This window comes from Persicitalea sp., from assembly GCF_041751555.1.
GTDB lineage: Bacteria > Bacteroidota > Bacteroidia > Cytophagales > Spirosomataceae > Persicitalea.
Window position 1 is genome coordinate 1 of the sequence record NZ_JBGSXF010000262.1, and the last position, 24,997, is coordinate 24,997.

Consider the following 24,997-nt stretch of genomic DNA (forward strand, 5'->3'; position numbering starts at 1 on the left):
ATTCATGCGGGCGACTTCCAGCTGCGCGTGGTGACAGGCCGAGCGCAGGCCCAGTTTCTTATTTTCATCTAAAGCGGCTTTGAAAATCTCTGGCTCGGCCCCGAAAAACTTGATGCCGTCGGCCCCGTTCTTGGCGTTTTGCCGCACCCAGTCGCGGGCTTGTTCAGGTGTGGAGATAGGCTCCTTGGCGCCCATGCCGAAGGCAGTATACGCCAGGATGCGCGGGGCGGTAATCTTGTTTTCCTGGCTTTTATTCTTGTGCTCAAGTACCCAATCCAGGCCGTTACCCGCCGACGGGTCGCGAATGGTAGTGATACCGTGGGCCATCCACAGTTTAAAAACGTACTCCGAGGGGGTACCCTGCGCTTTGCCACCGATGTGGCCGTGCATGTCAATGAGGCCCGGCATGAGGTACATGCCCGTACAGTCGAGTTCCTTGTCGCCCGCTTTAGCTTCGGGACGGCGCTTCGGGTCGATGGGTACGCCGGGGTTGCCGACCTGATTAATAGATTTGATCCGATTTTTCTCCACCACAATATCTACCGGGCCAATCGGCGGCGCACCTGTACTGTTGATGAGCGTAACGCCGCGAATGATGAGCCGGTCGTAAGGACCATCGCCCTCAGCGCGAGCGGGGGCGTCAGTGATTTGGGCATTGACAAGAAAGACGGAGAAAACGCAGAGCGGGAGGAGGAAACGTCTTATCATAATAGATTGGACTATTGTAGAGACGCGATTTATCGCGTCTAGCGTAGTCAAGCGAATTGTGAAAACTATTGATAGTTAGAGGCTTAGTGCGGATTTCGCCTGTGGGCTGGCGCGCGATTAGACGCGATAAATCGCGTCTCTACAACAAACGTAATCAAAAATTCACCGAACCTTTGTCGCCTAGTCCGAACTTACCAATAAACTTAGACGAAAACTTCGAGCGCGACGTCAGGTAACGGACGCTTACGCCCAGGTAAGGCGCGAAGGGCGGCGTGGAGGAAGTCAGGTTTTCCCGGGCACCGTTAAAGGTGCGCAACTGCCGGAAACCCGCCACGCCCGCCTCGGCGGAAATGTTGAATACGGTCAACAGGTGCAGATTGGCCGACAGGCCCAACTTAACGTGCTGGTAGTTCTGACGGCGAAGTAGTTTTTCCTCGGCGGTCTGCACCTGAAAGCCGCCGCTGTAGCCGTTCACCCCCGCCAGCGCATCCATGCTGAACCATTTGGTCGGGTGGTAGTTGACATCGACCATAAAGGGCAGCAGAGCGGTGGCCCGCCATTGCTTGCCCAGCCGCTGATTGATGCCAAAGACCGGAACGAAGCGCAGTTTTTGGTTGTAGGTCAAAATGGAGCCGTAGATTATTTGACTACGCAGGCCGATGATTCGCATCCGCGCCGCGCCGCCCCACAGGAAAGGCTGCGGCGTGAAAATAGTTTCGTTAGATTCTGTCATGCCGATGGCCGCACCATAGACCCACAGTCTATCTTTTATACTCGCCTGCATCCGAATCGCGCCCAGCGAAACTGTCTTGTAGCCATTGTCGGGAAAATTTGTGCCTTCGATGGTGGGCTGCAACTGCGTGTACTGCCCAATGAGCACGGTATGCACGGCCCGCAGGTCAAATTTCTTTTTCAAACTAACACTCCCCTGCACTTCGCTCTGTACCGGAATGATGCCCAGAAAGCTCGTGCGCGTCAGACCGAAATTGGGCGTAGTGGCAGAATTGGTCGGGACGACGTAATTGGCGCTGAGTGTGGCGTTGGGATAAAAAAGGCGACTGAGGCCAAGTTGCTGCGCCTGAGTGGAAGTGGTGATTGCGATAAAGAGCAGGAGAAAAAGGGCGGAGGTAGATTTCATGCGGGAGCGTTGGGTGATTTCGTTGCCAATTAACGACAAAGGTAAGGGGCTATTGCTTGGAAAGATGTGGTAGATTCGCGTAGTTTTGGCCACACCCACAAAAAAATATGCTCCGATTTCCTTCAATAAAAAACCTCACTTACGGCATTGAACGGGTTATCCGGCGGTTTCCACTAGTAGTTCTGGTGGCAGCTTTAAAGGCCGTAGTGCTTTGTTTCCTGGTCGAAAGTCCCGCCACTGCGCCCGATTACCAACTCTACATCAGGTTGGCGCTGGTACTTTTCCTGACGTTACCGCTGTTCTTGAGTCTGCATTTGGTGGCCGAGCGGCGCAAGTGGAGTGCCGGCATACTGGCAGCGGGCGCGTTTGGCGTAGTGGTTTTGTTAGCTGGCTACTACTTAACCATCAGCCCCAGTCCCATTCAGCGCGACTACTACCGCTTCGGAATGTTTCTGGTCAGCGCGCATTTGCTGGTTTCATTCGCGCCCTTCGTGGGCTACGACGAACCGAATGGCTTTTGGCAGTTCAATAAAACTATGCTGCTGCAATTCCTGACCGCCACGCTCTACGCTGGGACGTTGTATATAGGAATAATTATAGCGGTCGAAACTGTCCGCTTCCTGTTCGACGTGACCTATTCCACCAAGATCGAACTTGACCTTTTCGTGCTTATCGGCGGTTTTTTCCACACACTGTTTTTCCTCAACGGCTTCCCGGCCCAACTGGATACTTTGGAGGAGCAGCGAGCTTACTCACGCGGCGTGAAGCTTTTCACGCAATACGTACTGCTGCCGCTGGAAGTGGTTTATCTACTGATTCTGTACGTTTATTCGGGCAAAATTCTGCTGCAGTGGCAGCTGCCCGAAGGCGGTGTAGCCTATCTGGTTATGGCTTTTTCAGTAGCGGGAATCTTTGCTCTGCTTCTCCTCTATCCTATCCGCGACAGCGCCGAGGAGCGCTGGATCAGAATCTTCACCCGCTGGTTTTATCTCGCCCTTTTTCCACTCATCGTGCTGCTGGGTGTGGCCATTTTTCGTCGCATCGGCGAGTACGGCGTTACCGAAAACCGGTACCTCGTGGCGGCCTTGGCCGTGTGGCTCACGGGAATTTCCATTTACTTTTTGATTAGTAGAAAAGACGACATCCGCTGGATTCCGCTCTCGCTTTGCGTGGCGAGTTTCGCGCTGGCGGTGGGACCGTGGAGCATCTTCGCCTACTCGCGGCAGAATCAGGCCGAGCGGTTTGGAGGACTTCTGGAAAATTACAAATTATTGAATGCCAATGGCAAACTAGCGGGCAACGCTACGCTGCCCGTCGAGGACTACGATCGTCTGGTGTCGGGCGTTCGATATTTTAATAATCGCCACGAGATCACCACGCTACTTCCCTATTTTCCGGCTGCGCCCGAAACCAGAGACGAAAGCGTGGTGGCGGCCAGCCTGGAAAAGCAGCTTCGGGAGGCCATTAATTCAAAATCCCCGCAAGCAAAGTCGAACGGCAGCGTACGCTTCGCCGTGTCGGGCGGCGACATTATATATGGTACTGATATTCGAGGCTATGATTATCTGGTAGTTTTCGACCTTTACGGCGACGCCTCACATGAGCGAGGGCAATGGAAAATTGAGGCGGCGAATCAGGGTGCGAAGCTTATCGTTTCAAAAAATGGCCGGGAGGTTGCTACCTGGGACATTGCCGCCCGCGTGGCCGAGATCGAGCAGCAATACGGTCCTAATGTCTATGAAATCAAACCTGAGCTATTGGTTTTCAGCCAGCCGGAGGTGCGTATAGAGTTGAACAATGTGACGCGAGGCGGAAAGTTTTATTCTTATAAAGGTGTGTTGCTGGGGAAGGAGTGAAATTCTAAGCTTGCTCTCGGACATAAGATCTCACGGCTGTCTGCATCTTGTCCTTCACTTCCTCCCAGGTAGTTTTCTCCAATAGGTCAGGATCAGCTTGTGCTTCTGCATCTCCAAAATACACCAGGGATCGCAGCACATAGAAAACATCCCGCTGACCGTATTTTTCTCGAAAAAAATCGAGCATCTCACCGATCGAATAATGATCCAGCAACTCTGCTATGTCCCAAAAATCTTTTTTTACACCCCGCTGTGAAATGGCCGAAAGTTTCATAGCCACAATATCGGGGACGGAGGCCAGACGGATTTCCTCAACGGTTTCCACAGGGGCGATATAAGGAAAAGGTAGCCGCACTAAATCTGTTTTTATATTTTCTATGAAAAGAAAAAGCATATTTGGGTTAGAGGCAAGAAACTCTGTCTCGGGCATAGATTCCCGAATTTCGGCGTACAGCAACTCAGGATCGAAAGTTTCGCAGGAAAACAGGTCGAAGTCAACGCTAAGGCGATGTCCGAAGCGCAAAGCCAAATTGGTACCGCCGACCAAAACAAACTGATCCAGAGCCGGAAGCTGCATCAGCCGTTTCAGAAGTCCCAGAGTTCGGGGTGCGACTGCCTTCGCGTGTAGCATTTAAAATCGGTGGGTTTCAGATCGAAATAAAAGCAGATGAAGTTGAGGACATCTTTTTTTAAATAGGAAGAACGCACAATTTCTGTACGAATGACCTCCTCGCCGTAATACCGCAGCACCTCAAGAAAATCATTCCAGCCGCCGTAGTTCATAATGCGGTCGATGACGTAAAGCCGATCTTTCTGAAAATCCAGATTCTCCGTATTAATATCCCAAAAAAGACGTTCAGCAATTTGTGGGTGAGGTTTTATTTTTATTCTATCATTCATCGCGCGGTGAACCGTATATTCACTCATTTGAAATCAAACAAACCGCTCCCGCAACTCCGGCGTGGGCAAACGGCATTGATCGCGCTTGCCGAACCAGCGGTATCGGTTTTGGGCTATTTTGGTGTAAAGCCAGTCGCGCCAGTCGCGGGGAATTACTCTGAAAGCGTACAGCAACGACCAACCACCGCCCAGTAGTTTGACTACTTCCAGCGCCGCATCGGACTTTTGGAATAGCTGCCCATCTTTCAAAAGAATAAAACTATCGTAGTCCTGTTCCGGCAGATTGAACCGCGCCAGTACTTCTTCTCCCGAAGCAGACTGCAGCGACGCGAATTTGAGCTTTCCTTCGGAGTCTCTATCGATTAAAAAGTTGACGGCGGCATTGCACAGGTTGCAGACGCCGTCGAAGTACACCACGTTCATCAGCGCAGCAGTTGTACCCAGCCTTTCAGCGTTACAGGCTGGCCGGGCCGCACTACTGACTGGAAGGTGACAGAAGCCTCGTAGAAGTACTGTCCGGCGGGCAAGGCCTGGCCGCTGCTGGATGTACCATCCCAATTAATGTTGGCGTCGGTAGTCTCAAAGACCTTTACGCCCCAACGATTAAATACCGTGAATGTCACGGTTTCTACGAAACTGGGACAATTCAACGGCTGGAAGGTGTCGTTCTTGCCATCATTATTTGGCGTGAAGACGTTGGGCAGCACGAACTGCGGACAGTTATCCTTACAGACCAGGTTACTCGGCGCACTTTCATTGCCGAAGCGGTTCACGGCCGTCACGTAGTAGCAGCCTGCAAACGAACTGAGTCCGGTATGGGCGTAAGTAGTGGCAGGTGGGGTAGGCGGCGGCAAGACGGACGCGAGCAGGGTCGGGGTTTCGTCGGCGAAGCGCGCGTAGTATATTCGGTACTCCACGATATTCGGGTCGCAGTCGTTACCCTGAGCGCTCTTGGCCGGATAGACCCACGACAGGTTATTGGTGAAAGTAGTCTGGTTGCAGTAAGCATCGGGCGCAATCGTGCTGCAATCCAGCGTGTCGAGGCTCAGCACGGGCGGACAAGGTTTGATGGTATCGATGGGTACGGCGCAGATTTTCTGCGAGAAATTGAGCAGAACCGCAGGCTTGATGCGGTCGTTGCCATAAGTACCTACCGTTTCGACGCGGTAGCAATAAACGGAGTCGGCAGATAGCGTAACGTTAACCGTTCCATCGAGAGCGTATTTGTCAGTACCATCATCCTGGTACACAAAAGTACGTGGATCCTGCACGGCGACCTCGGCGATCTGATTGTAAGTATCTGGCTTGCCGCGTACCTCGCGATAGACGCGGTGGCGCTGATTGTTGTTGTTCCATGGTACATTGGCCGTCCATTCCAGTTGCACAATCTTCGATTCGGCCCTTCCCTGGGTCAGTCGGACGCTGCTTGCGGGTTCGCTGGTGTCCAGTTTTTCGAGTGTCCCGTTAGCGTTGGTAAAGAAATACTCCAACTGATAGCGGTAGGCGTTGGCGGTAGTATTAAGACCTTTATCCACAAAAATCGTGTCTGCCTTACCGGGTTCGAGAAGGGTGTTAACGGTGGTAATCAATGTAAAATTGGTGCCATTCAATCCTTCGGCGCGAGAGAGCCGATACTGCGAAGAGCCGTTTATTTGGCTAGGATTTAAACCAATGGGGCGCGTCCATTTTACCGTAATCTGCCCGCGAGTCGTGCTGGTCGAATCTACTGTCACGTTAGTGATAACCGGTACCAAGAGCGGCAAGTCCAGGCAGAACTCAGCGGAGGGCAAACTCGTGCCGCCGCCGTTAAGATAACCTGGCTCAGTGATAAGCGCACCGGGGCGCGGGAACTCCGCCACCAAGCGGTAGCTGTACTTCACCCCGCGTCGCAACGGGTTGACGCTGCTGCTATCCAGAAAGCTGGTCGCAGTTACGGGGACGCGTCCCACCTCGGTATAGCCCAGCGTCACGGGCAAGCCGGGACTGCACGGATCGGGTTGATAGTCGGAACATCCTTCCTTACGGTACACCACAATCTGCGTCCCCGGAATCTGGCAGGCGTAGGGGTCCCATGTTACGCGGAAAGCCTTCCCTCCTGCGTCGGTCGTGGCGGTGGCCTGTACATTCTTAGGCCGAGGGCCGTACACTCTTATTCGGAATGTTCTTATATCGGCTAGTTTACGGAATAGGCTGGGATTGGGGAAACCGACTCGAGGACTGTCTTCCACTTTAAAAAGCACACTGTATGCCTCCGGTCGGATGTGATTACAGCCCGTCTGCCAGCGGAACACGCCACTGGCCTGACCCGCCGGATTTGGCGAGGCAGCGATGAACTGCGCCAACTGCGGATCGATCAAACCGTTGTTATACACGCCACCATTGGTTGTGATGGTGAGTGGGTCTCCATTTTTATCCACCGCCCTAATGGCCTGCTGGATGAGCGTCCCGGCCTCCACGCAGAGGTCGGGAATGGAGTCGAGCTTTGGCCTATCGTTATTGGCTTCCACCACAATAATCTGCATGTCTCGGGTGATCTCCCCGATTTTGACCCCGTTACGCCATTCTTCCACGATGAAAGCTACGTTATAGAATCCTGGCACAAAGGGCGCATCCCAAACCAGGTCGCCCGTGATGGGATTCATACTGAAAGTAGAGGGAAAGGCACCGTTCTCGGTCGGCCCCAGCGGCTGCACTTTGTTGGGATCGACGTACTGGACATTTTTCCCTTCGGGATTGTTGTCTCCCCCTTCCTGGGGCGTCACAATCCGATACGCCAGGCTGTCGCCATCAGCATCGTAGGCACCGGGGTTGTGAATATATCGCTGCCCTACGGCAGCTAGGTCAATCGGCGCATTGAGCATGACGGGCGTCCGGTTCTGGCCCAGGCTAGCGTTGATGACCAGGGTACTTTTTACGTAAAAGCTAAGTTCCTGCGTAGGCTTAGGGCCGATGTTGAGAACGTTATTATTGCGATTGTCAAGGTTTGTCGAGATATTGAAACGACCCGGTGCCGGAAAGGTGTAAACGAAGGTATATTCGTTCTTGGTCGTGTTGTTACCAATATTGGCAATGGGCTGCTTACGCGGAACGCTGATCGGCCCTACGGTTCCGACGAAAAATTTGACGTCCGTTTGCGCGTCGGCGGCGGCCTTACCATTTTCCAGGTCGAAATAGCCCGTGAACGTAATTTCGTAGGTCAGGGAAGTCGTGGAAATGCGTTTGGCGGTGATTTCACCCGCCCGTACGTGGGTGGCGCGAGCCTGGGTGGCGGCGAGGAGGAGCAGGAAGAAAAAGAGTATCGGGCGTATAGTCGATCGCATGAATTAGGGCTACTTGTCTGATTGAGTATAGACTTGAACGAAAAAGAAAGAAAAATCGGTGTAAAGCCTTTTCAGAATGGCTAGGGGGCAAACATTTTTTTTGTACAAAAGGTTGAAACTACACAATAGCCCGAAAAACTTAAAATCATTATAAATAATTGTCTTTCCAACAAAATGAAATGGCTTTTATTGTGTCGGAATCCTTTGTCGCGTACCTTTGGCAGGTTAAGGCAACAACCTACATTTAATCCAAAATCCAACACGTTCTACTATGTCGTGGCTTACCCAAACGTTATCCAGTTCTATTGGCAAGAAACTGATTATGGCTCTCACGGGCCTTTTTCTATGTACTTTCCTGATTGTTCATATGGTTGGCAACCTACAGCTTTTCAAGCCTGATCAAGGGCTTGCTTTCAATACCTACACGGTGTTCATGACCACAAATCCCTTTATCAAGACAATTTCCTATGGTCTATATGCCCTTATCCTGATTCATGCCTTTGATGGCTTTTACCTGGTCTATATGAATCGCAAAGCACGAAGCCGAACCTACGCCAAAGTTAACAACCAAAGTACCTGGGCGAGCCGCAATATGGGAATTCTGGGTACAGTTCTGTTGGTTTATCTCGTGGTACACATGGGCGATTTCTGGTACGAGTACAAGTTTGGACACCTCCCTTTCAAGGAATACACGATCGACTTGTCGGAAGGTACGATCATCGATACCCGGCAGATGCCCGATGGTTTTATGCTCAACAGCAAAATCGAAGAGCGACTGAGCGACGACAACAAGAGTAAGACGGTCATTGTGAAGGATCTATATCAAGAAGCGGAGGCTTCGTTTGCTAATCCGCTGCTGGTATTTTTCTACGTGCTAAGTATGGCGGCGGTGTCGTTCCACCTCGTACACGGTTTCCGCTCGGCCTGGCAAACACTGGGGGCAAACCACCCCAAGTACAATCCGATATTCAATTTCTTGGGCGTATGGGTGTTCGCCATCATCATCCCCGTCGCCTTCGCTGCCATGCCGATCTACTTCTTTCTAAAACAACTTTGATTAGTTGACAATGGACAGTTGACAGTTGACAGTTATTCATTGTCCACCGTCCACTGTCAACTGTCAACTTGAAAACTATTTCAAGAGCAATATGTCAACTTCCCCCAAACTGGATTCTAAAATCCCCGCTGGTCCGATCGAAGATAAATGGACCAAGTATAAGTCGTCGGTTCCGCTGGTGAACCCTTCCAATAAGCGCCGCATTGAGGTGATCGTGGTCGGCACGGGCCTGGCCGGGGCTTCAGCAGCGGCTTCGCTGGCCGAAATGGGTTATAAGGTCAAGGCATTCTGCTTTCAGGATTCGCCGCGCCGGGCGCATTCCATCGCCGCGCAGGGCGGCATCAACGCTGCCAAGAACTACCAGAACGACGGCGACTCAATCTACCGGCTTTTCTACGACACAGTCAAAGGCGGCGACTACCGCTCGCGCGAAGCCAATGTTTACCGCTTGTCCGAGGTATCAGGCAGCATTATCGACCAATGCGTGGCGCAGGGTGTGCCCTTCGCCCGTGAGTACGGCGGACTGCTTTCCAATCGCTCCTTCGGCGGAGTACAGGTTCAGCGCACATTCTACGCAGCCGGGCAAACGGGTCAGCAACTTTTGCTGGGTGCGTATTCGGCGTTGCAACGACAGATCGGTATCGGCGCGGTGCAAATGTACACGCGTCACGAAATGCTGGATGTGGTCAAAATTGACGGCAAGTGCCGTGGCATCATCGCCCGTAACCTGGTTACGGGCGAAATTGAGCGGCATTCCGGTCACGCGGTGCTGCTTTGCTCGGGCGGTTACGGTAACGTGTTCTATCTCTCGACCAACGCGATGGGCTGCAACGTAACCGCTGCCTGGAAAGCCCACCGCCGGGGAGCCTACTTTGGCAACCCTTGCTTTACGCAAATTCACCCGACCTGCATTCCCGTTTCCGGCGAACACCAGTCGAAACTGACGCTGATGTCAGAATCATTGCGGAACGACGGACGCATTTGGGTGCCTAAAAAACAAAACGACAACCGCCCAGGCAATGACATCCCCGAGGCTGAGCGCGACTACTACCTCGAGCGCCGCTACCCGGCCTTCGGGAACTTGGTGCCCCGCGACATCGCGTCGCGCGCCGCCAAGGAACGCTGCGACGCGGGCTACGGTGTAGGCCCATCCAAGATGGCCGTTTACCTAGACTACGCCTCAGCCATTGACCGCTATGGCCAGGGCGAAGCGAACAAGAACAACATCGCCAATCCTACGGACGAGCAGATTCGGGAGATGGGTAAGGATGTGGTGAAAGAAAAGTACGGCAATCTTTTCGATATGTATAAGCAAATCACTGGCGAGGATCCCTACGAAGTGCCTATGCGGATTTATCCCGCCGTGCACTACACGATGGGTGGCCTGTGGGTTGACTACAACCTGATGACTACCGTGCCGGGCCTTTATGCCTTAGGCGAGGCCAATTTCTCTGATCACGGGGCTAACCGCCTCGGGGCTTCAGCCCTCATGCAGGGCCTGGCCGACGGGTACTTTGTGATTCCCTACACGGTTGGTTCGTACTTAGCAGGCGAGATCCGCACCGGAGAAATCCCGACCGACCACGAAGCCTTTATCCAGGCTGAGAAAGATGTGAAGGATAGAATCACCAAACTACTCACGGTGCAGGGCCATACTTCCCCCGAGCATTTCCACCGGGAGTTGGGCAAGATCATGTGGGACAAATGCGGCATGGCCCGTAATGCTAAGGATTTGCAAAGTGCTATCACCGAAATCAGGGACTTGCGCAAGCGGTTCTGGGAAGATGTGCGTGTGATGGGCAGCGCCGATGAGTTAAACCCTGAACTGGATAAAGCCAGCCGCGTCGCTGACTTCATCGAATTAGGCGAACTCATGTGTCAAGATGCCCTTGATCGTAACGAATCCTGCGGTGGACACTTCCGCGAGGAGTACCAAACTGAAGAAGGAGAAGCCACCCGCGATGACGAAAACTACATGTACGTCTCAGCCTGGGAGTACAAAGACGTAAGCGATTGGCAACTCCACAAGGAAGAACTGGAATACGAGAATATCAAAATCGCGCAGCGCAGCTATAAGTAAGAGGAGTTCAAAGTTTATGAGTTTATGAGTTGAAGGGTATTTCAAATGGAAGCAGCATCCACCATTGACCTTTTAACCCTTGACCGTTAACCCCAAAATTTATGTCATCAGAAAACATGAGCCTCACGCTGAAAGTGTGGCGGCAGAAAAATAAAGACAGTGAGGGAAGCCTCGAAACCTACGCTCTGGAAGGCATTTCACCGGATATGTCCTTCTTGGAGATGTTCGACATCCTGAACGAGCAACTCATTCATGATAATAAGGAACCCATCGCCTTCGACCACGATTGCCGCGAGGGTATTTGTGGTTCGTGTTCAATGCACATCAACGGCCGCCCACACGGTCCGCTCACGGGCGTAGCGACTTGTCAGTTGCACATGCGCTCGTTCAGTGATGGCGATACCATCGTCGTGGAACCGTGGCGGGCGGTAGCATTCCCGGTAATGAAAGATTTGGTCGTGGATCGCTCGTCGTTCGACCGTATCATTTCGGCGGGTGGTTTCGTGTCGATCAACACGGGCAATGCGCAGGATGCCAACAGCATGCCGATTGCCAAGGAAAACGCCGACGAGGCCTTCATGGCTGCAGCCTGCATTGGTTGTGGAGCCTGCGTGGCGGCTTGCAAGAATGCTTCAGCCATGCTATTCACCTCGGCTAAGATTTCGCAGCTTGCCCTGTTGCCGCAAGGTCAGGCCGAACGGAAGCTACGCGCCGAGAAAATGGTAGCGCAAATGGACTCCGAAGGTTTTGGAGCCTGTACCAACACTGGAGCTTGTTCTGCCGAATGTCCGAAGGAAATTTCTATGGAGAATATCGCCCGGATGAATCGCGAGTACTTGGGGGCGAAACTGACTTCGAGCCGGGTGTAGGAGTCTGCTTAAAACTCCCCATGACCCAAAGAATAGCCCACATAGCCCTGGTAGTTAGAGACTATGACGAAGCCATTGATTTCTATACTAATAAGTTAGATTTCGAACTTATCGAAGACACAAAACTGAGCGAAGAAAAGCGATGGGTACTGGTGACCCCTCCCGGTGCGAAGGAATGCTGTCTGTTGCTGGCAAAGGCAGCTAATGAGCGACAAGTTGATAGTATTGGAAACCAAACGGGAGGACGGGTTTTTCTCTTTTTATTTACCGATAATTTTCAAAGAGACTTTGACAAAATGGTAGCGCGGCAAATCAAGTTTGTACGTCCACCGAGAGATGAGGAATACGGGAGAGTAGCGGTATTTGAAGATTTGTACGGTAATCTATGGGATTTGCTCGAACCGAACGAAAAGAATAAAGCTCTTCCGATTTAGCAAATAAAATTTACAAAAAGAGCCTTCCTTTATAGCGGAGGCTCTTTTTGTATTCAACAAGTACCCAGTGAAACACGCTGCCCTGCTATATAATCGGATGGCGCTTGAATTCCTTAGTTGAATCGAAGAGATAGCGGTAGGTGATGTGCTTCTTGACAATAGTACCGCCTAACATTTTAGCATAATTGAGCATCTTAGGATTAAAATCACCAATCCAGTTCAACTCTAGGTCAGTGTATTGGTAGCCGGGCTTCCAGCAGACTTTGGAGTAGGCCAGTGCGATGGCTGACTCGATCCCTTTTTTTTGGAATTCAGGGATGACGCCGAAAATAACGCCGAATGCCTTGTGATTGGTCTTCATCAGTTTGTGGTAAAAAAACTTCAATTTCCCGAGCCAATCCAGCTTGCCGTTGACGTGCTTGAAAATCTGGTTCAGTTCGGGTAGCATAATGAAAAACGACATGGGCTGGTCTTCGTAGTAGCCGAACCACATCAGCTCCTCTTCCAGAATCGGCCTCATGCGGTTCATTATTCCCTTCGACTGCTCCACGCTTATATCGCTCGTTCCCTGATGGGCGGCCCAGGCCTTATTGTAAATCACCCGAAAATCTTCCGCGAATTTTTCTAGTTCGCTTTTTTTGACGTGTCTGAAATCGTAGCCGGGCGTGGCGTAAATCTTCTCGGCCCGATGAAATACCGCCGGGTGCAGCATCGGTCGCACGTCTTCCTCGCGCATGGGCAGGTAGTAGGTGTACTGCTCGATGTAGTTCTGAAAACCGTAATCCTCAAACAACGCCCGGTAATAAGGCATATGGTAATCCATGCCGTAGGTGGGTTCCTTTTCGTAGCCTTCCACCAGCAGGCCCCAATGGCTGTCGCGTTCCCCAAAGTTGATTGGTCCTTCCATCGCCTCCATGCCGCGCTCGGTCAGCCAGTCTCGGCAGGAATCGAAGAGCAGCTTGGCCACGCGGTCATCGTTAGCGCACTCGAAGAAACCCATGCCACCCGTGGGTTGTTCGTTGCCTTCGTAGACGGTTTTTTGGTTGATAAACGCCGCCACGCGGCCTACTGTCTGCTCGCTATGATCTACGGCCAGCCAACGCACGCATTCACCATGCTGGAACAGTTTATTTTTTTCAGGATCGAAAATGTCCTCAATGTCTGTATCAAGCGGACGGATCCAATAAGGGTTTTTGCGATAAATCCGTACCGGAAGTTGTAGGAATTCGCTGCGCCGAAATGAGTCATCGCCGACTTCGAGTAGTTTCATGTCTGTGAATTTTGATAGCGGCTTTACCTCAAGGTACCATCCGACAGTAGATTAGCCGGGACAGTCCCTCGCGCCAGGAAATTATTGAGTGGCGGGGTAGTTTACTTTTTGCTAAATGCTTTCCCCAACTTCTTTTTCCAACCTGAGCGTGAGTCAGCCAGATAGCCATCGTCTTTGTACGCATAGCCATACTGGTAGTTGCTACTATACCCGGAGCTGTATTGACTATTACCGGAGGTCAGTCTGCTGTGTAAATTATCTGGATAGAAGTCGTTTACCACCACTTTTACCTCTTTCAACTCATATTCATCGGCAAGTTGTCCCGCTAGATGGTAAGCCTCCTGATTAGAGAAAAGCCACCGAACAATGAACAGTACATGGTCGCTTTGTCGCAGCAGTGGCACATTATCGGCTACCAGCCCGACCGGGGCGGTATCCAGCAGTATGTAATCGTAGTTTTTTCGGCAGTAATCCAATAGGTCGTCGAGCGCGGGTTTTTGTAAAAGTTCGGCGGGATTGAAGGGGGCAAATCCGGCGGGTACGTAGTCGAGATTCTCAATGACGGAAGCGTAGATAGCCTGGCTGACTTGCTCCGGTTTTTGTAAAAATTCACTCAGGCCGGGTGTTTGTTCAGGATTGAAATACAAGTGAATTTTAGACTTTCGCAAGTCGGCCCCGATAATGATCACTCGCTTGCCAATTTTGGTAAAAGAGAGGGCTAAGTTAACCGTCACGAACGATTTGCCCTCCCCGGCCCGCTCCGAAGTGACCAAAATCAACTTTCCTTCGTCCGCCCTACCATCTTCCAAAGATGATTTGGCAAAGCTTAGACGGGTACGGAGGGCGCTCAGCGACTCGGTGAAAACGGTGCGGTCATCGAGAAAATTGGTCAAATCGCGATTAGTATTTGTAGTTTTTTCTGAAAAACTATGCACCAACCCTAACATACTTACACGCGGGTGCTGAGCTATCTTACTGATATCGGTGAAGGTACTGTTGAGCGACCGCGCCAACAGCACGGATCCAATTCCCAAAACTAGTCCGCCGAATATGAACAGCAGAATGATCCGCCACGCGATGGGCGAAACCTTATCGGTATCAAACTGGGTGATGACCGTAAAAGATGGCAGCATTCCAGCCTTGACGATGGAAGACTCAATTTCCTTGTTGAGCAGTAGCGAATAGATGTTTTTATTTACCTCGAAATCGCTTTGCAAGTAGATGAAGTTTTTTTCTAAAGCCGGAATCTTACTAAACCGGCCTTTGAGAGTCGCCAAGTTGTCGTTCAGAATTTTAAGCGTCCGATTGTTCTTTTGGTTTTGCAAGCGAATGTTATCCAGAATCTGACTGCGGTACTTCACGAGTTGCTCATCCAGGTTCTTCACCGCCGCCGAATTGGGGCTATATTTTAGCAGGAGTTGCTTACGCTGAGTGATGATTTCGTTAAAAGCCTGCAGCAGTCCCACTAGCACGCCATCGGTGGTCCCATCAAGACCCACCGATAGATACTCGATGGTTTCGAAAGTACGACCCATGTTCGCTTCCAACATGTCGATGTAAGACTTTTGGATTTCCAGCTCATTTTTGCGCTGTTCCAGTTCACGGACTTTTGAGGTGATTTCCAACGCCGACGTACTGACATCCAGTAGTTGGTTTTTCTGTTTGAAAAGTTCCAACTCGCGAGCGGACTCTTTCAGATAGCCCGAGTAGATTTCCACCTGTTCGTTGATAAAACCGATTGTGAGATCTGAGGACTGCTGTTTTTGACGAAGGTCGAAGTCACGGTACGCTTCCACCAGGTTCGCCAGAAAATCTTCGGTGTAAGCCTTGTTGTGATATCTGAATGTGAGATCCATCACGGGCATTTGATCTTCAGTTTCTTCCATATCGATGCGCCACACAAAGGCATTGACCAGCCGGGCGGGATCATTGTAGGTAAACTCAAACGCGTAGCCAGGAGCCGTGTTGATTTCCTTTATTCTAAAAACCAGTCCCGGCAAAGTCACCACGGCTCGACGTACCAATTTGAGCGGACGGCTTACCAATTCGGCGGTCTGATAGCGAAGCGTCAGGTCTTCATCCAAAACGAAAGTACCATGTCGGTATTGGCTGGGATCGTAGTCCAGTACTTCCAACTCAAGAGGAAGGGCGGGATAAACATCAATCCGCCGCAAGTCCTTTACCCGGTAATAGGTGAAGGGATTATTCATCCTCGTTAAGGTGTTCTGTACTACCTCCGGAGAGCGAACGTTGAACTTTTCCGTTAGATAATCCGGACTACTGGCGCCAAGAATGAACGTAGGCTGCGAGCCGCTCAGTCCATCCAATTCCGATTGCTTGTCTAGGTACTTTAGCGTGACCATGCCGACGTACTGTGGCGTTACGAATTTCAGATAGAGAAAACACAGTGCCCCTGCCAGCAGCACTGCGGCCACAATCCACCACCAGCGGCTTAAGAATACTCGAATGAGTTTCTTGAAGTCGATGGACTCCGAGTCACCAAGGAGTTGCTCGAAAAGAGCACTGTCAGTTTCTTGCCGCATGGTCAGGTACCAGGTGGTTCAAAAGAGGGCGATCGCACAACATCTCAAATTCCGGGGTACGGGTAGCCCTTTGCAAATAAGCGTATTGATTGGCCCGGTGCAAATCTGTACCTACGGCCCCGATCAGGCCCTGTCGGATCATCTGTTGGGCGAGTAGTTTCTCAGTCTGGCCGTACTGTCCGCCCAGCGACAGAAGATTTACTTGAAAAATGACGCCCATTTCTTGTAGCTCGGCGTAACGCTCGGGACGTTGTTGCCAGGGACGGTAACGCTCGGGATGCGCCAGTACGGGCTGCCAGTCATGATCGATCAGGGCTTTGAGCACCTGAGTAAAATACGGCTCTTCGGTGCGCATAGAAGTTTCTACCAGCACATAGCGGTCGAATAGCGGGAGTATCTGTTCCTTTTCCAGTAGCGTCATCAGGTAATCGTCGCCGAAATGTTCGGCGGCGTAGGTGAGCGTCAGATCTGGCCAGCGATTGGCGGCAGCCTCATTCAGCCGTTTCCAGGCGGTATGGATGGTCTGCCGATCATTGGGAAACATGGCAGCTCGGATGTGCGGCGTGGCGATGATGCGCTTGATGCCAGCAGTGTGGTGTGCGGCTAATATTTTCAGGCTCTCTTCCAATGTTGGCGAGCCGTCGTCAATGCCCGGCAGCACATGAATGTGCAGGTCAGCACCTATTTTTTCCAAGTAAGGCCCACTTTCTACGACGCCAGCCATTTTTGCGAATCTAGGCAAAGTCATGGGTTAGGACGGAGTCTGATAAAATTAATGACAATCAACGTCAGGTTCAGCGCGGTGATTATCGGCTGAGCCAATACCAGGGCGCGCTGGTACTTAACGCTGCGAATGGAGCCGCGCGAAGGTGGAACGTATACAATATCATTGTCGTATATGTTTTGATTCATAATCAACGGGTTACCCAAATCCTGAAAATCGTATTCGATAACCTGTTGTTGAGTTCCCTCACTTCTTATTATCTGAATGACGTTGCTGGCTTCGCTGTAATTGATTCCACCCGATTGGGCCAGGATTTCTCCCAAAGTCAGGAAATCCTTTTCGAGTAGTACGATTCCCTGCGTATTGACCGACCCCAACACATTCACGCGAAGGCTAGTAATGGATACCTCGAAGAGCGGATTACGGAGGTCTTGATAGAGCGTTGCCAGCGTGTCGGCTACGGCCTGCCTCGTGCGCCCCGCTACTGGAACTAGTCCGAGTTCAGGTAAGCTAATATTTCCGTCCGTTCGGACTACGGCTTTGTAGCCAGCTCCCGCTCCATCCGCTGTTGCCATCTGGTTGGGATCAGGAAACAGTTCCGACGACCAGTTGAGGTTGCGGATCAGGAGCTTATCCCCCGCCTTGATCCTGTATATTCCCTTATTTACTACAGAAACTGCTGGATTCAGCGTTTGGGTATTCAACACGGGAGCCGGCTTCTGGCTTCGACAGGAAGCCAACAACAACGTGCTTACACATACCAACAATACAGCGAACCCCTTTCTCATTTAAATGTTATTGATCCATGAAGTGATCCCGCACCTTCTTTAACGCCGAACCGATTACCTGGTGCATATCGTAATAGCGATATTCAGCCAATCGTCCCCCAAAAATGACCTTCTCTTCCGCTTCGGCCAGCGCTTTGTATTGGCGATAAAGCGTATCGTTCTTAGTATCGTTAATGGGGTAGTATGGTTCCGCTCCCTCACTCCACTCCTGCGGATATTCGCGGGTCACAACGGTCTTGGGCTGGGTGCCGAACTCAAAATGCTTATGTTCGATAATGCGCGTGAAGGGTGTTTCGGCATCGGTATAGTTGACCACTGCATTGCCCTGGAAATTATCCGTATCCAGGGTTTGGTGATCGAAACGAAGACTCCTGTATTCCAGCGCTCCAAAGCGAAAGTCGAAATATTCGTCGATTTTACCCGTATAGACTACCCTATCCGCCAGTTGAGATAACTCCTCGCGCTTTTCGGTAAAATCGACACCCAGCCGTACCTCGACGCCTTTTAGCAATCCTTCAGTCAGCTTGTTGTAGCCCCCGATGGGAATGCCCTGATAACGATCGTTAAAATAATTATTGTCAAAAGTGAAGCGTACGGGGAGCCGCTTGATGATAAAGGAGGGCAGTTCGGCCGCTGCCCGGCCCCATTGTTTTTCGGTGTAAGCTTTGATGAGTTTTTGGTACATATCGGTACCCACCAGCGAAATGGCCTGCTCTTCAAGGTTTTGCGGATCGGTAATGCCGGCTTCCCTTACCTGCTCAGCAATCTTAGCCTTAGCTTCTTCCGGTGTCGTTACGCCCCAGAGCTGGTAGAACGTATTCATATTGAAAGGCAAATTATAAAGTTCACCCTTGTAGTTAGCTACCGGGGAATTGGTGTAACGGTTAAATTCTACGAACGAATTCACGTAGTCCCAAATAGCCTTATCGTTGGTGTGAAAGATGTGTGCTCCGTAGGCGTGGACGTTGATTCCCTCTACGTCTTCGCAATAAGTGTTACCACCCGCATGAGGGCGACGGTCGATCACAAGACACTTTTTGCCGCGCTTGGTAGCTTCGTGCGCAAACACGCTGCCCCATGGCCCGGCTCCTACGATCAAATAATCGTACTTGTTCATTGATGGATATATGTTGGATTTTCGAAAGTCACAAAGCTAACGAATCACTACGAAAAAAGGCTCCCCGAGGGGAGCCTTTCTACTTATAGTGTATTAGTGTGCCTTTATGGCATCAGGCGCAATTCCACGCGGCGGTTCTTCATCAGTCCTTGGGTAGTAGCACCATCGGCAATGGGCTTAAAGGAACCGAAGTAGTCCACAACCACTTTACTTTGGTCTTTCAAACCGCCTTCGTTAACCAGGTAATCACGAACAGCATCCACTCGACGGCGCGATAGAGCCATGTTGTAGCGGTCAGAAGCACGGCGGTCAGCGTGACCAGCCAGCTGTAGACGACAACCGGAACGGTTCATCAGCGTGGCTACATTGTTCAGCATTTCGCGATACTCAGGCTTGATTTCATTCTTATCTGTTTCGAACATCACGTTGGCGAATATCTCATTACAAGCGGCACCGTTGGCCAGAGCATTTTTCACATATTGATCGAAGTCGATCACGCGGCCGCTACCGTCCACAACGCTACCGGCGGGTGAATTAGGCTCTTTATCGAAGAAGTCGGATACGCCGTCACCATCCGTATCAAGCAACAATCGTGGATCGATATCCTTAGGACGGTTAGCCTTGGCCACTGAATCCATTTCGTCCATGGTCAAAATCCTTGGTGGCTTCACCAACAAACGAGGGTCAGTGTAGCGTAGGTGGTAATAACCACCCTGATCGGGATCGTAAGTGTACTTACCGTCTACTTTACTTACGCGCAACGGGTTTTTACCGAGTTTGTAGGTAAGCGCGATAGCACCAAAACCATATTTATCAAGAGCTGAGTTTCCCTTGTGAGCTGTGGGTAGTTGATCGAAACGAAACCCGTCCGCCGTACTCCGTGAGTAGTCGCCACCATACGTTGCGTCCACAAAGTCGGAATTCACATTGTTCAAACGGAAATCGAGACCTAAGTCCAATCGCTTGGTAAGTTCGTAGTTAACCGCGAGTCCCACGGGAATTATCCAGTCGTTGGTAGCTCCGGTGTTTCGCAGTTCCACGCCACCAGTAAGATCATAGGCAGTAGCATTGTACCACATCATACCAAATCCAGCGTAAGCATCGACCTTCCAGTGCTTCATTTTGGTGGGACCAAGTAACAAGCCTTTCAAGTTAACCGTACCCGCAATGCTGGCATCCACGTAATTAGTCTTGAAGTATCGAAAATAATTCCGCCGCTTCATACCCGTCAGGTTGCCCAATGACACGTCGCCGCGCAAACCAAACAGATAAGAAAGTTGCTTACCGATGGTTATACCTCCCTCGAAAGTGCCCCATTCGCTATGTGTATCACTAGTATTGCCGGATACGGGAAAAAAGTCGTACTCCCTTAAATCTCCGAAAAACAGAGTAGGGGCGACGTGGACACCAATCGACCAGGTATTCAACTTGTAAGGACCCTCATAGGTAGCCTTGGGGTTGTAGTCTGGTGAATTGGGCTGCGTCTGCTGCACATACTGGGCGCTCAGGGGGAGGGCCAGCATCGATCCCAAAACGAGCGAACCGATTAACAGGGATACTTTTTTCATACTATAAAAAATTGCGTTATTTGATTAACAAGGATTCTTCTTCCGTTTTTATTCTCTCTCTTCGGCTTATCCGTTCTTTCCAGTTGGCAACAAAAGTATGGTAACTAAATGAGTTAACCAACTACCAGACTGCTCTAAAACTGGAATAAATATGGGAGAATTCTAATTTTCTTCCTAAAAAAGGGGATGATTAGAATTTTTCAAAGTCTTTGCATTACTTTTTTTATTGTTTCATCTTTCCAGACACCGAATTCGCCGAGTTTAATCTTGCGCCTTGCCTCTCCTACCAGCCATAAATAAAAGGTAAGATTATGAATACTGGCAATCTGCGCTCCTAACATCTCATTTGATCGGATGAGGTGGCGAAGGTAAGCCTTCGTATAGAAACTACTGACATGCCCGCCCAAATTTTTGTCAATTGGGCTGAAATCGTCTTGCCATTTCAGGTTACGAATATTAATTATGCCTTCGGTTGTAAAAAGCATACCATTCCGCGCATTGCGGGTGGGCATCACACAATCGAACATATCTACGCCCACGGCAATGCCTTCCAGAATGTCGGCTGGCGTACCAACACCCATCAGATAGCGAGGCTTGTCACGGGGCAAGATATCGCAAACTACCTCCGCCAGTTCGTACATAATCTCGGCGGGTTCACCCACCGACAGGCCACCAATTGCATTTCCTTCACGTCCGGCGGCAGCGATGGTTTCGGCTGACTTCACCCTAAGGTCCTTATAGACACTGCCCTGGACGATTGGAAAGAGAGTTTGGGAGTAGCCATAGTGCCCCTCAGTGGCGTCGAAGCGGTCGCAGCAGCGCTGTAGCCAGCGGTGAGTCATCTCCATCGACTTCCTGGCGTAATCGTACTCGCATGGATAGGGGGTACATTCGTCGAAAGCCATAATGATGTCGGCTCCGATTTGACGCTGAATATCCACCACACCTTCGGGTGTGAAATTGTGGAGTGACCCGTCGATGTGGGAACGGAATTCTACACCCTGCTCTTTAATCTTTCGTCCTGTTCCCGCTAGAGAATAGACTTGGTAGCCACCGCTATCGGTCAAAATTGGCCCTTCCCAGCCATTGAAACGGTGTAGGCCACCTGCCTTCTCGATAACATCGAGACCCGGACGGAGAAAAAGGTGGTAGGTATTCCCCAAGATAATTTGAGCCTTCACGTCGTCCCGCAGCTCGCGCTGATGCACCGCCTTGACCGTCCCCGCTGTTCCGACGGGCATGAAGATGGGCGTTTGAATGCTGCCGTGCGCAGTTTCAAGCAAGCCCGTCCGGGCTTTTGTGTGGGGATCCTGACTTTGGAGCGTAAATTTCATGGGTCTATCCTGCTTGACGGGCGGCAAAAATACGGCTAAGCCGGCAAACATTGCTGGCAATGAACGTATATTTGCCGAAAACCCCTCTATAACTACCCTTTTGCCGCGTGATCGAAGCTCTACTTGCCCTCCTCGGCGTGTTCCTTATCGTACAGCTTTTCTACTACCTGTTTGTCTTTGTCCGACTGGCTAATTATCAACAGGAAATCTCAGACGGTAATGGATCGCCGCCTGACGGATCGCCGCCTGGAGTCACGGTGCTGGTTTGTGCCTGGAACGAATTAGAAAATCTCAACGAACTTCTTCCGCTACTCAACGCCCAGGAATACCCCGAGTTCGAAGTTATTGTTCTTGATGATCGTTCCCACGATGGCACCGAAGATTTTCTGAACGAAAATGCCACGCGTTGGCCGCACGTTCGCTCGGTTAGGATCGAGACCGAATATCCGCACATTACGCCCAAGAAATATGCCTTGACTGTGGGCATGAAGCACGCCCGCTACCCCGTAGCTCTGCTAACCGACGCCGATTGTCGCCCCGCCAGCCATCACTGGATTGCCGGAATGGCCTCACAGCTGAGCGAAGACAAGGAAATTGTGCTGGGCTTTTCTCCTTATTATAAGGAAGCTGGTCTGCTCAACTGGTTCATTCGCTGTGAAACGTTCTACACAGCCGTTCAATACCTGTCGTTGGCACTCGCCCAGCGGCCTTACATGGGCGTGGGTCGAAACCTTATGTACCGAACCGACTTGTTCTTTCAACATAAAGGTTTTTACCAACATAAGCACGTTGTGGGTGGCGACGACGACCTTTTCATGAATCAGGCAGCTACCCGTACCAACACTGCCATTGACCTGAATCCCGACTCCTTCGTCTATTCTTTTCCGAAAACTACCTGGACAAGCTGGCTAACGCAGAAAAAGCGACATTTGTCAGTGGGAAAACATTACCGATCAAGCAATAAAATCCGGCTCGGACTTATGTCGGCGTCGCATGTCGGCGTCTGGGTGGTGGGACTTTCAACTCTGGCTTGGGGATTATTTTGGCAGGATTGGTTTGTATTACAAATCCTTGGCGGTGCCTTTGCGCTGCGCTGGCTGGTGCAGACTATCGTTTTGCAGGCCATAAACAGACGGCTTGACCGCACCCTCTCATGGTTTAGTTTCGTTCCAATGGATCTCACGTTTTTTGTCTATTATGTAAGTATGAGTGGGCTAGTACTCTCGCGACGAAAAAAGAAGGTGACGTGGCGGTAATTCCTCGGCTACGCTTAGAATGACAAGGAGTGACAGAATTCCAAAGCGACAAACGGAAGTAGCTACTTACAAGCGCAATTTCTCAAATTAACACATAAACAAAAATTGGACATAATCTTAAAGTACTTTCCCGACTTGACCGAGCGGCAGCGGGAGCAGTTTGGACAGTTGCGGGAGCTTTACGCTTTCTGGAACGCACAGATCAACGTCATTTCGCGGAAGGATATCGACGCGCTCTACGAGCGACACGTGCTGCATTCGCTGGGTATTGCGAAGGTCATCCAGTTTCGGCCCGGTACCACGATTCTGGACGTAGGGACGGGCGGGGGTTTTCCCGGCATTCCGCTGGCGATTTTGTTTCCGCAGGCGCATTTTCACTTGATCGACAGCATCGGTAAGAAGATAAAGGTAGTACAGGAAGTGACCGATGCCCTGAAGCTGCCCAACGTAGTGGCCGAAAAGGCTCGCGCCGAATACGTTGAGCGTGCCAACTACGAGTTTGTGCTGAGTCGGGCCGTCACGCGGTTGGCTCCGTTTGTGGAGTGGGTACGGCACGGTATTAGTCCCAATTCCTTCCACGATCTCAAAAACGGAATCCTCTGCCTGAAAGGCGGCGACCTGGACGAGGAGATTCGCGAATATAAGCGGCGAGTAAAAATCTTCGATCTTGCCGGCTCATTTGAGGAAGATTTTTTTGAGACCAAGAAGGTAGTTTATGTACCTTTGTCTACTAAAAACTAGCGGCAACCCCTATCCCATGAATGAGAAATTCCGAGCCAGCGGCATGATGAATCCCATGTTCCCTGACGAAATTACCTTCGGCGAAAAAGGCGTAACCTTTAAGGTTCGTAAAGCCCTCAACAGTACTGACAATTTTGTTTTCTACAACGACATCTCCGGCGTGGAGATCGACTCAGGTGTCTTTTTTTCAACGATTCGTGTCATTCCCCGAATGCGGGCTGAGATCATTATGAAAAATTTCACCAAGGGCGACGCACGGAAAGTCAAGGACTTACTACTGGAAAAAGTGCAGGGCTAATAAAAAAATCCGGGCCGTGCTTGCGTGGTTTTGAGGAAGGACTTACATTTGCACCCACAATTCAGGAAAACGCCGATGTTTAGGTGAGTTTTTGAAGTGTGCATACTCCCGAATAGCTCAGTTGGTTAGAGCATCTGACTGTTAATCAGAGGGTCGCTGGTTCGAGCCCAGCTTCGGGAGCAACTAAAATAAGAAAAGCCTGACAGTCAATAGACTGTCAGGCTTTTTTGGTGTTACATTTTGTGTTACACCAAAAAATACGGCTAGACTAGCGCTTGTCTGTATTGAATAATAGAAATTGTACTGTATTTCTTTTTAAGTATGAAGAAAGATTAAATTGATATTATTTAAAATTTTGATCTAAGTTTGTGCCTCTTTCACTTATAATCTGAGATGGGCAGGACTTTAACAATCGAGCTAACTGCTGAGCAACTTTTTGAACTGCGGCACAATTACCGGACTGGCGAAAGCCACGCCTTCCGCCAGCGCTGTCGGATGGTGGTTCTTAAATCGCAAGGGCTGAAAACCAGGGACATATGCGAACTTGTCGAGATTCGCAGCCAAAACCAGGTCAATGGTTGGATCAAGCGCTACAAGGAGGGCTACGCCGGGCAAGGCATTAACGTGCTATATAACGCGCCGGGCCAGGGCCGTAAGTCCACTTTCGACGCGGTGACCGATGCTGAACGGGTACGGCAGGTCGTCAGCAGCGAGCGCCAGAAACTGGCCAACGCCAAGGCGATCCTCGAAAAGCAGATGGGCAAGGAGTTCCACCTGAAAACGCTGCACAATTTTTTAAAAGCATTGGTCGGTACGCCGAACTAGGGATATACGCACAATGCGGCGCGGAACACTACGCCGAACTAGAGTGGTACGCAGTCTCCCTTTAGAAGACATAAGCACAATGCGGCGCGGAATACTACGCCGAACTGGGGGATCTCCCTTCGGAAGACCCCGCACACCGCGGCGCGCGAAACACTCCATGCCAATCCGATC

General features: G+C 50.9%; 21 protein-coding genes, 1 tRNA gene and 1 pseudogene. 10 read left to right on the forward strand and 13 right to left on the reverse strand.

Going from position 1 to position 24,997, the window contains the following annotated elements; genetic code table 11:
- Together ACEW8P_RS09250 and ACEW8P_RS09255 are read right to left on the reverse strand one after the other, a co-directional pair.
- Positions 1-708, reverse strand: a pseudogene (locus tag ACEW8P_RS09250) (amidohydrolase); the annotation flags it as partial.
- A 154-nt stretch (positions 709-862) separates the two neighbouring features.
- Positions 863-1,846 (reverse strand): hypothetical protein, encoded by a 984-nt coding sequence (locus tag ACEW8P_RS09255; protein WP_373512800.1) that lies wholly within the window; start codon positions 1,844-1,846, stop codon positions 863-865.
- A gap of 107 nt (positions 1,847-1,953) precedes the next feature.
- Here ACEW8P_RS09255 and ACEW8P_RS09260 point away from each other — a divergent pair, with 107 nt between their 5' ends.
- Positions 1,954-3,702 carry a DUF4153 domain-containing protein gene (locus tag ACEW8P_RS09260; RefSeq protein ID WP_373512801.1) on the forward strand — a complete coding sequence of 583 codons (1,749 nt, stop codon included), beginning with the start codon at positions 1,954-1,956 and terminating at the stop codon, positions 3,700-3,702.
- A 4-nt stretch (positions 3,703-3,706) separates the two neighbouring features.
- Here the strand turns inward: ACEW8P_RS09260 and ACEW8P_RS09265 are convergent, their stop codons facing one another.
- From ACEW8P_RS09265 to ACEW8P_RS09280, 4 genes are read right to left on the reverse strand one after another with little or no spacing between them, the layout of a single operon-like run.
- Positions 3,707-4,333 (reverse strand): nucleotidyl transferase AbiEii/AbiGii toxin family protein, encoded by a 627-nt coding sequence (locus tag ACEW8P_RS09265; RefSeq protein ID WP_373512802.1) that lies wholly within the window; start codon positions 4,331-4,333, stop codon positions 3,707-3,709.
- Positions 4,288-4,602 (reverse strand): hypothetical protein, encoded by a 315-nt coding sequence (locus ACEW8P_RS09270; RefSeq protein WP_373512803.1) that lies wholly within the window; start codon positions 4,600-4,602, stop codon positions 4,288-4,290. The genes ACEW8P_RS09265 and ACEW8P_RS09270 overlap by 46 nt, the downstream gene beginning before the upstream one ends.
- Before the next feature lie 33 nt (positions 4,603-4,635).
- Positions 4,636-5,025 (reverse strand): thiol-disulfide oxidoreductase DCC family protein, encoded by a 390-nt coding sequence (locus ACEW8P_RS09275; protein ID WP_373512804.1) that lies wholly within the window; start codon positions 5,023-5,025, stop codon positions 4,636-4,638.
- Complete coding sequence (locus ACEW8P_RS09280) at positions 5,025-7,922, reverse strand: gliding motility-associated C-terminal domain-containing protein (protein ID WP_373512805.1); 2,898 nt, start codon at positions 7,920-7,922, stop codon at positions 5,025-5,027. Before ACEW8P_RS09280 ends, ACEW8P_RS09275 begins: the two co-directional genes overlap by 1 nt.
- A 271-nt stretch (positions 7,923-8,193) precedes the next feature.
- Between ACEW8P_RS09280 and ACEW8P_RS09285 the strand changes: the two genes are divergently transcribed.
- The 4 genes from ACEW8P_RS09285 to ACEW8P_RS09300 all read left to right on the forward strand — a co-directional run bounded on the left by ACEW8P_RS09285 (position 8,194) and on the right by ACEW8P_RS09300 (position 12,362).
- Positions 8,194-8,979 (forward strand): succinate dehydrogenase cytochrome b subunit, encoded by a 786-nt coding sequence (locus ACEW8P_RS09285; RefSeq protein ID WP_373512806.1) that lies wholly within the window; start codon positions 8,194-8,196, stop codon positions 8,977-8,979.
- Between the two features lie 91 nt (positions 8,980-9,070).
- A complete protein-coding gene (locus ACEW8P_RS09290; RefSeq protein ID WP_373512807.1) occupies positions 9,071-11,059 on the forward strand; it encodes a fumarate reductase/succinate dehydrogenase flavoprotein subunit in 1,989 nt (662 codons plus the stop codon).
- Positions 11,060-11,175: 116 nt separating this feature from the next.
- The gene (locus ACEW8P_RS09295; RefSeq protein ID WP_373512820.1) at positions 11,176-11,928 is read left to right on the forward strand and encodes a succinate dehydrogenase/fumarate reductase iron-sulfur subunit; all 753 of its coding nucleotides are present in this window, start codon (positions 11,176-11,178) and stop codon (positions 11,926-11,928) included.
- A gap of 20 nt (positions 11,929-11,948) precedes the next feature.
- A complete protein-coding gene (locus ACEW8P_RS09300) occupies positions 11,949-12,362 on the forward strand; it encodes a VOC family protein (protein ID WP_373512808.1) in 414 nt (137 codons plus the stop codon).
- Positions 12,363-12,447: 85 nt separating this feature from the next.
- Here the strand turns inward: ACEW8P_RS09300 and ACEW8P_RS09305 are convergent, their stop codons facing one another.
- From ACEW8P_RS09305 to tgt, 7 genes are all read right to left on the reverse strand, one after another.
- Positions 12,448-13,632, reverse strand: a complete 1,185-nt coding sequence (locus ACEW8P_RS09305) for a hypothetical protein (RefSeq protein WP_373512809.1) — start codon at positions 13,630-13,632, stop codon at positions 12,448-12,450.
- 101 nt (positions 13,633-13,733) lie between these two features.
- Positions 13,734-16,175, reverse strand: coding sequence for a GumC family protein (locus tag ACEW8P_RS09310; protein ID WP_373512810.1), 2,442 nt, complete (start codon positions 16,173-16,175; stop codon positions 13,734-13,736).
- A complete protein-coding gene (locus tag ACEW8P_RS09315) occupies positions 16,159-16,899 on the reverse strand; it encodes a tyrosine-protein phosphatase (RefSeq protein ID WP_373512811.1) in 741 nt (246 codons plus the stop codon). The genes ACEW8P_RS09310 and ACEW8P_RS09315 overlap by 17 nt, the downstream gene beginning before the upstream one ends.
- A 20-nt stretch (positions 16,900-16,919) precedes the next feature.
- Positions 16,920-17,606, reverse strand: coding sequence for a polysaccharide biosynthesis/export family protein (locus ACEW8P_RS09320; protein WP_373512812.1), 687 nt, complete (start codon positions 17,604-17,606; stop codon positions 16,920-16,922).
- A gap of 88 nt (positions 17,607-17,694) precedes the next feature.
- Positions 17,695-18,804 (reverse strand): UDP-galactopyranose mutase, encoded by a 1,110-nt coding sequence (gene glf / locus ACEW8P_RS09325; protein ID WP_373512813.1) that lies wholly within the window; start codon positions 18,802-18,804, stop codon positions 17,695-17,697.
- Positions 18,805-18,908: 104 nt separating this feature from the next.
- Positions 18,909-20,372, reverse strand: a complete 1,464-nt coding sequence (locus ACEW8P_RS09330) for an OmpA family protein (RefSeq protein WP_373512814.1) — start codon at positions 20,370-20,372, stop codon at positions 18,909-18,911.
- A 200-nt stretch (positions 20,373-20,572) separates the two neighbouring features.
- Positions 20,573-21,706, reverse strand: a complete 1,134-nt coding sequence (gene tgt, locus ACEW8P_RS09335; RefSeq protein ID WP_373512815.1) for a tRNA guanosine(34) transglycosylase Tgt — start codon at positions 21,704-21,706, stop codon at positions 20,573-20,575.
- A 107-nt stretch (positions 21,707-21,813) separates the two neighbouring features.
- Here tgt and ACEW8P_RS09340 point away from each other — a divergent pair, with 107 nt between their 5' ends.
- The 5 genes from ACEW8P_RS09340 (at position 21,814) to ACEW8P_RS09360 (ending at position 24,826) form a co-directional block, all read left to right on the forward strand.
- Positions 21,814-22,962 carry a glycosyltransferase family 2 protein gene (locus ACEW8P_RS09340; RefSeq protein ID WP_373512816.1) on the forward strand — a complete coding sequence of 383 codons (1,149 nt, stop codon included), beginning with the start codon at positions 21,814-21,816 and terminating at the stop codon, positions 22,960-22,962.
- A 105-nt stretch (positions 22,963-23,067) separates the two neighbouring features.
- The gene (rsmG, locus tag ACEW8P_RS09345; RefSeq protein WP_373512817.1) at positions 23,068-23,703 is read left to right on the forward strand and encodes a 16S rRNA (guanine(527)-N(7))-methyltransferase RsmG; all 636 of its coding nucleotides are present in this window, start codon (positions 23,068-23,070) and stop codon (positions 23,701-23,703) included.
- A 16-nt stretch (positions 23,704-23,719) separates the two neighbouring features.
- The gene (locus ACEW8P_RS09350) at positions 23,720-24,001 is read left to right on the forward strand and encodes a hypothetical protein (protein ID WP_373512818.1); all 282 of its coding nucleotides are present in this window, start codon (positions 23,720-23,722) and stop codon (positions 23,999-24,001) included.
- Between the two features lie 106 nt (positions 24,002-24,107).
- A tRNA-Asn gene (locus ACEW8P_RS09355) sits at positions 24,108-24,181 on the forward strand.
- Between the two features lie 213 nt (positions 24,182-24,394).
- A complete protein-coding gene (locus ACEW8P_RS09360; protein ID WP_373512819.1) occupies positions 24,395-24,826 on the forward strand; it encodes a transposase in 432 nt (143 codons plus the stop codon).
- The last annotated feature ends 171 nt before the right edge of the window (positions 24,827-24,997 follow it).

Excerpts from the sequence above, each read along its gene's own strand:
- ACEW8P_RS09290 (WP_373512807.1), top strand. The coding sequence starts at position 9,071 with ATGTCAACTTCCCCCAAACTGGATTCTAAAATCCCCGCTGGTCCGATC.
- ACEW8P_RS09350 (WP_373512818.1), top strand. The coding sequence starts at position 23,720 with ATGAATGAGAAATTCCGAGCCAGCGGCATGATGAATCCCATGTTCCCT.
- ACEW8P_RS09280 (WP_373512805.1), bottom strand. The coding sequence starts at position 7,922 with ATGCGATCGACTATACGCCCGATACTCTTTTTCTTCCTGCTCCTCCTC.
- ACEW8P_RS09265 (WP_373512802.1), bottom strand. The coding sequence starts at position 4,333 with ATGCTACACGCGAAGGCAGTCGCACCCCGAACTCTGGGACTTCTGAAA.
- ACEW8P_RS09305 (WP_373512809.1), bottom strand. The coding sequence starts at position 13,632 with ATGAAACTACTCGAAGTCGGCGATGACTCATTTCGGCGCAGCGAATTC.
- ACEW8P_RS09330 (WP_373512814.1), bottom strand. The coding sequence starts at position 20,372 with ATGAAAAAAGTATCCCTGTTAATCGGTTCGCTCGTTTTGGGATCGATG.
- ACEW8P_RS09270 (WP_373512803.1), bottom strand. The coding sequence starts at position 4,602 with ATGAATGATAGAATAAAAATAAAACCTCACCCACAAATTGCTGAACGT.
- ACEW8P_RS09275 (WP_373512804.1), bottom strand. The coding sequence starts at position 5,025 with ATGAACGTGGTGTACTTCGACGGCGTCTGCAACCTGTGCAATGCCGCC.
- ACEW8P_RS09295 (WP_373512820.1), top strand. The coding sequence starts at position 11,176 with ATGAGCCTCACGCTGAAAGTGTGGCGGCAGAAAAATAAAGACAGTGAG.
- ACEW8P_RS09255 (WP_373512800.1), bottom strand. The coding sequence starts at position 1,846 with ATGAAATCTACCTCCGCCCTTTTTCTCCTGCTCTTTATCGCAATCACC.
- ACEW8P_RS09300 (WP_373512808.1), top strand. The coding sequence starts at position 11,949 with ATGACCCAAAGAATAGCCCACATAGCCCTGGTAGTTAGAGACTATGAC.
- ACEW8P_RS09315 (WP_373512811.1), bottom strand. The coding sequence starts at position 16,899 with ATGGCTGGCGTCGTAGAAAGTGGGCCTTACTTGGAAAAAATAGGTGCT.
- ACEW8P_RS09360 (WP_373512819.1), top strand. The coding sequence starts at position 24,395 with ATGGGCAGGACTTTAACAATCGAGCTAACTGCTGAGCAACTTTTTGAA.
- glf (WP_373512813.1), bottom strand. The coding sequence starts at position 18,804 with ATGAACAAGTACGATTATTTGATCGTAGGAGCCGGGCCATGGGGCAGC.
- ACEW8P_RS09260 (WP_373512801.1), top strand. The coding sequence starts at position 1,954 with ATGCTCCGATTTCCTTCAATAAAAAACCTCACTTACGGCATTGAACGG.
- ACEW8P_RS09310 (WP_373512810.1), bottom strand. The coding sequence starts at position 16,175 with ATGCGGCAAGAAACTGACAGTGCTCTTTTCGAGCAACTCCTTGGTGAC.
- ACEW8P_RS09285 (WP_373512806.1), top strand. The coding sequence starts at position 8,194 with ATGTCGTGGCTTACCCAAACGTTATCCAGTTCTATTGGCAAGAAACTG.
- tgt (WP_373512815.1), bottom strand. The coding sequence starts at position 21,706 with ATGAAATTTACGCTCCAAAGTCAGGATCCCCACACAAAAGCCCGGACG.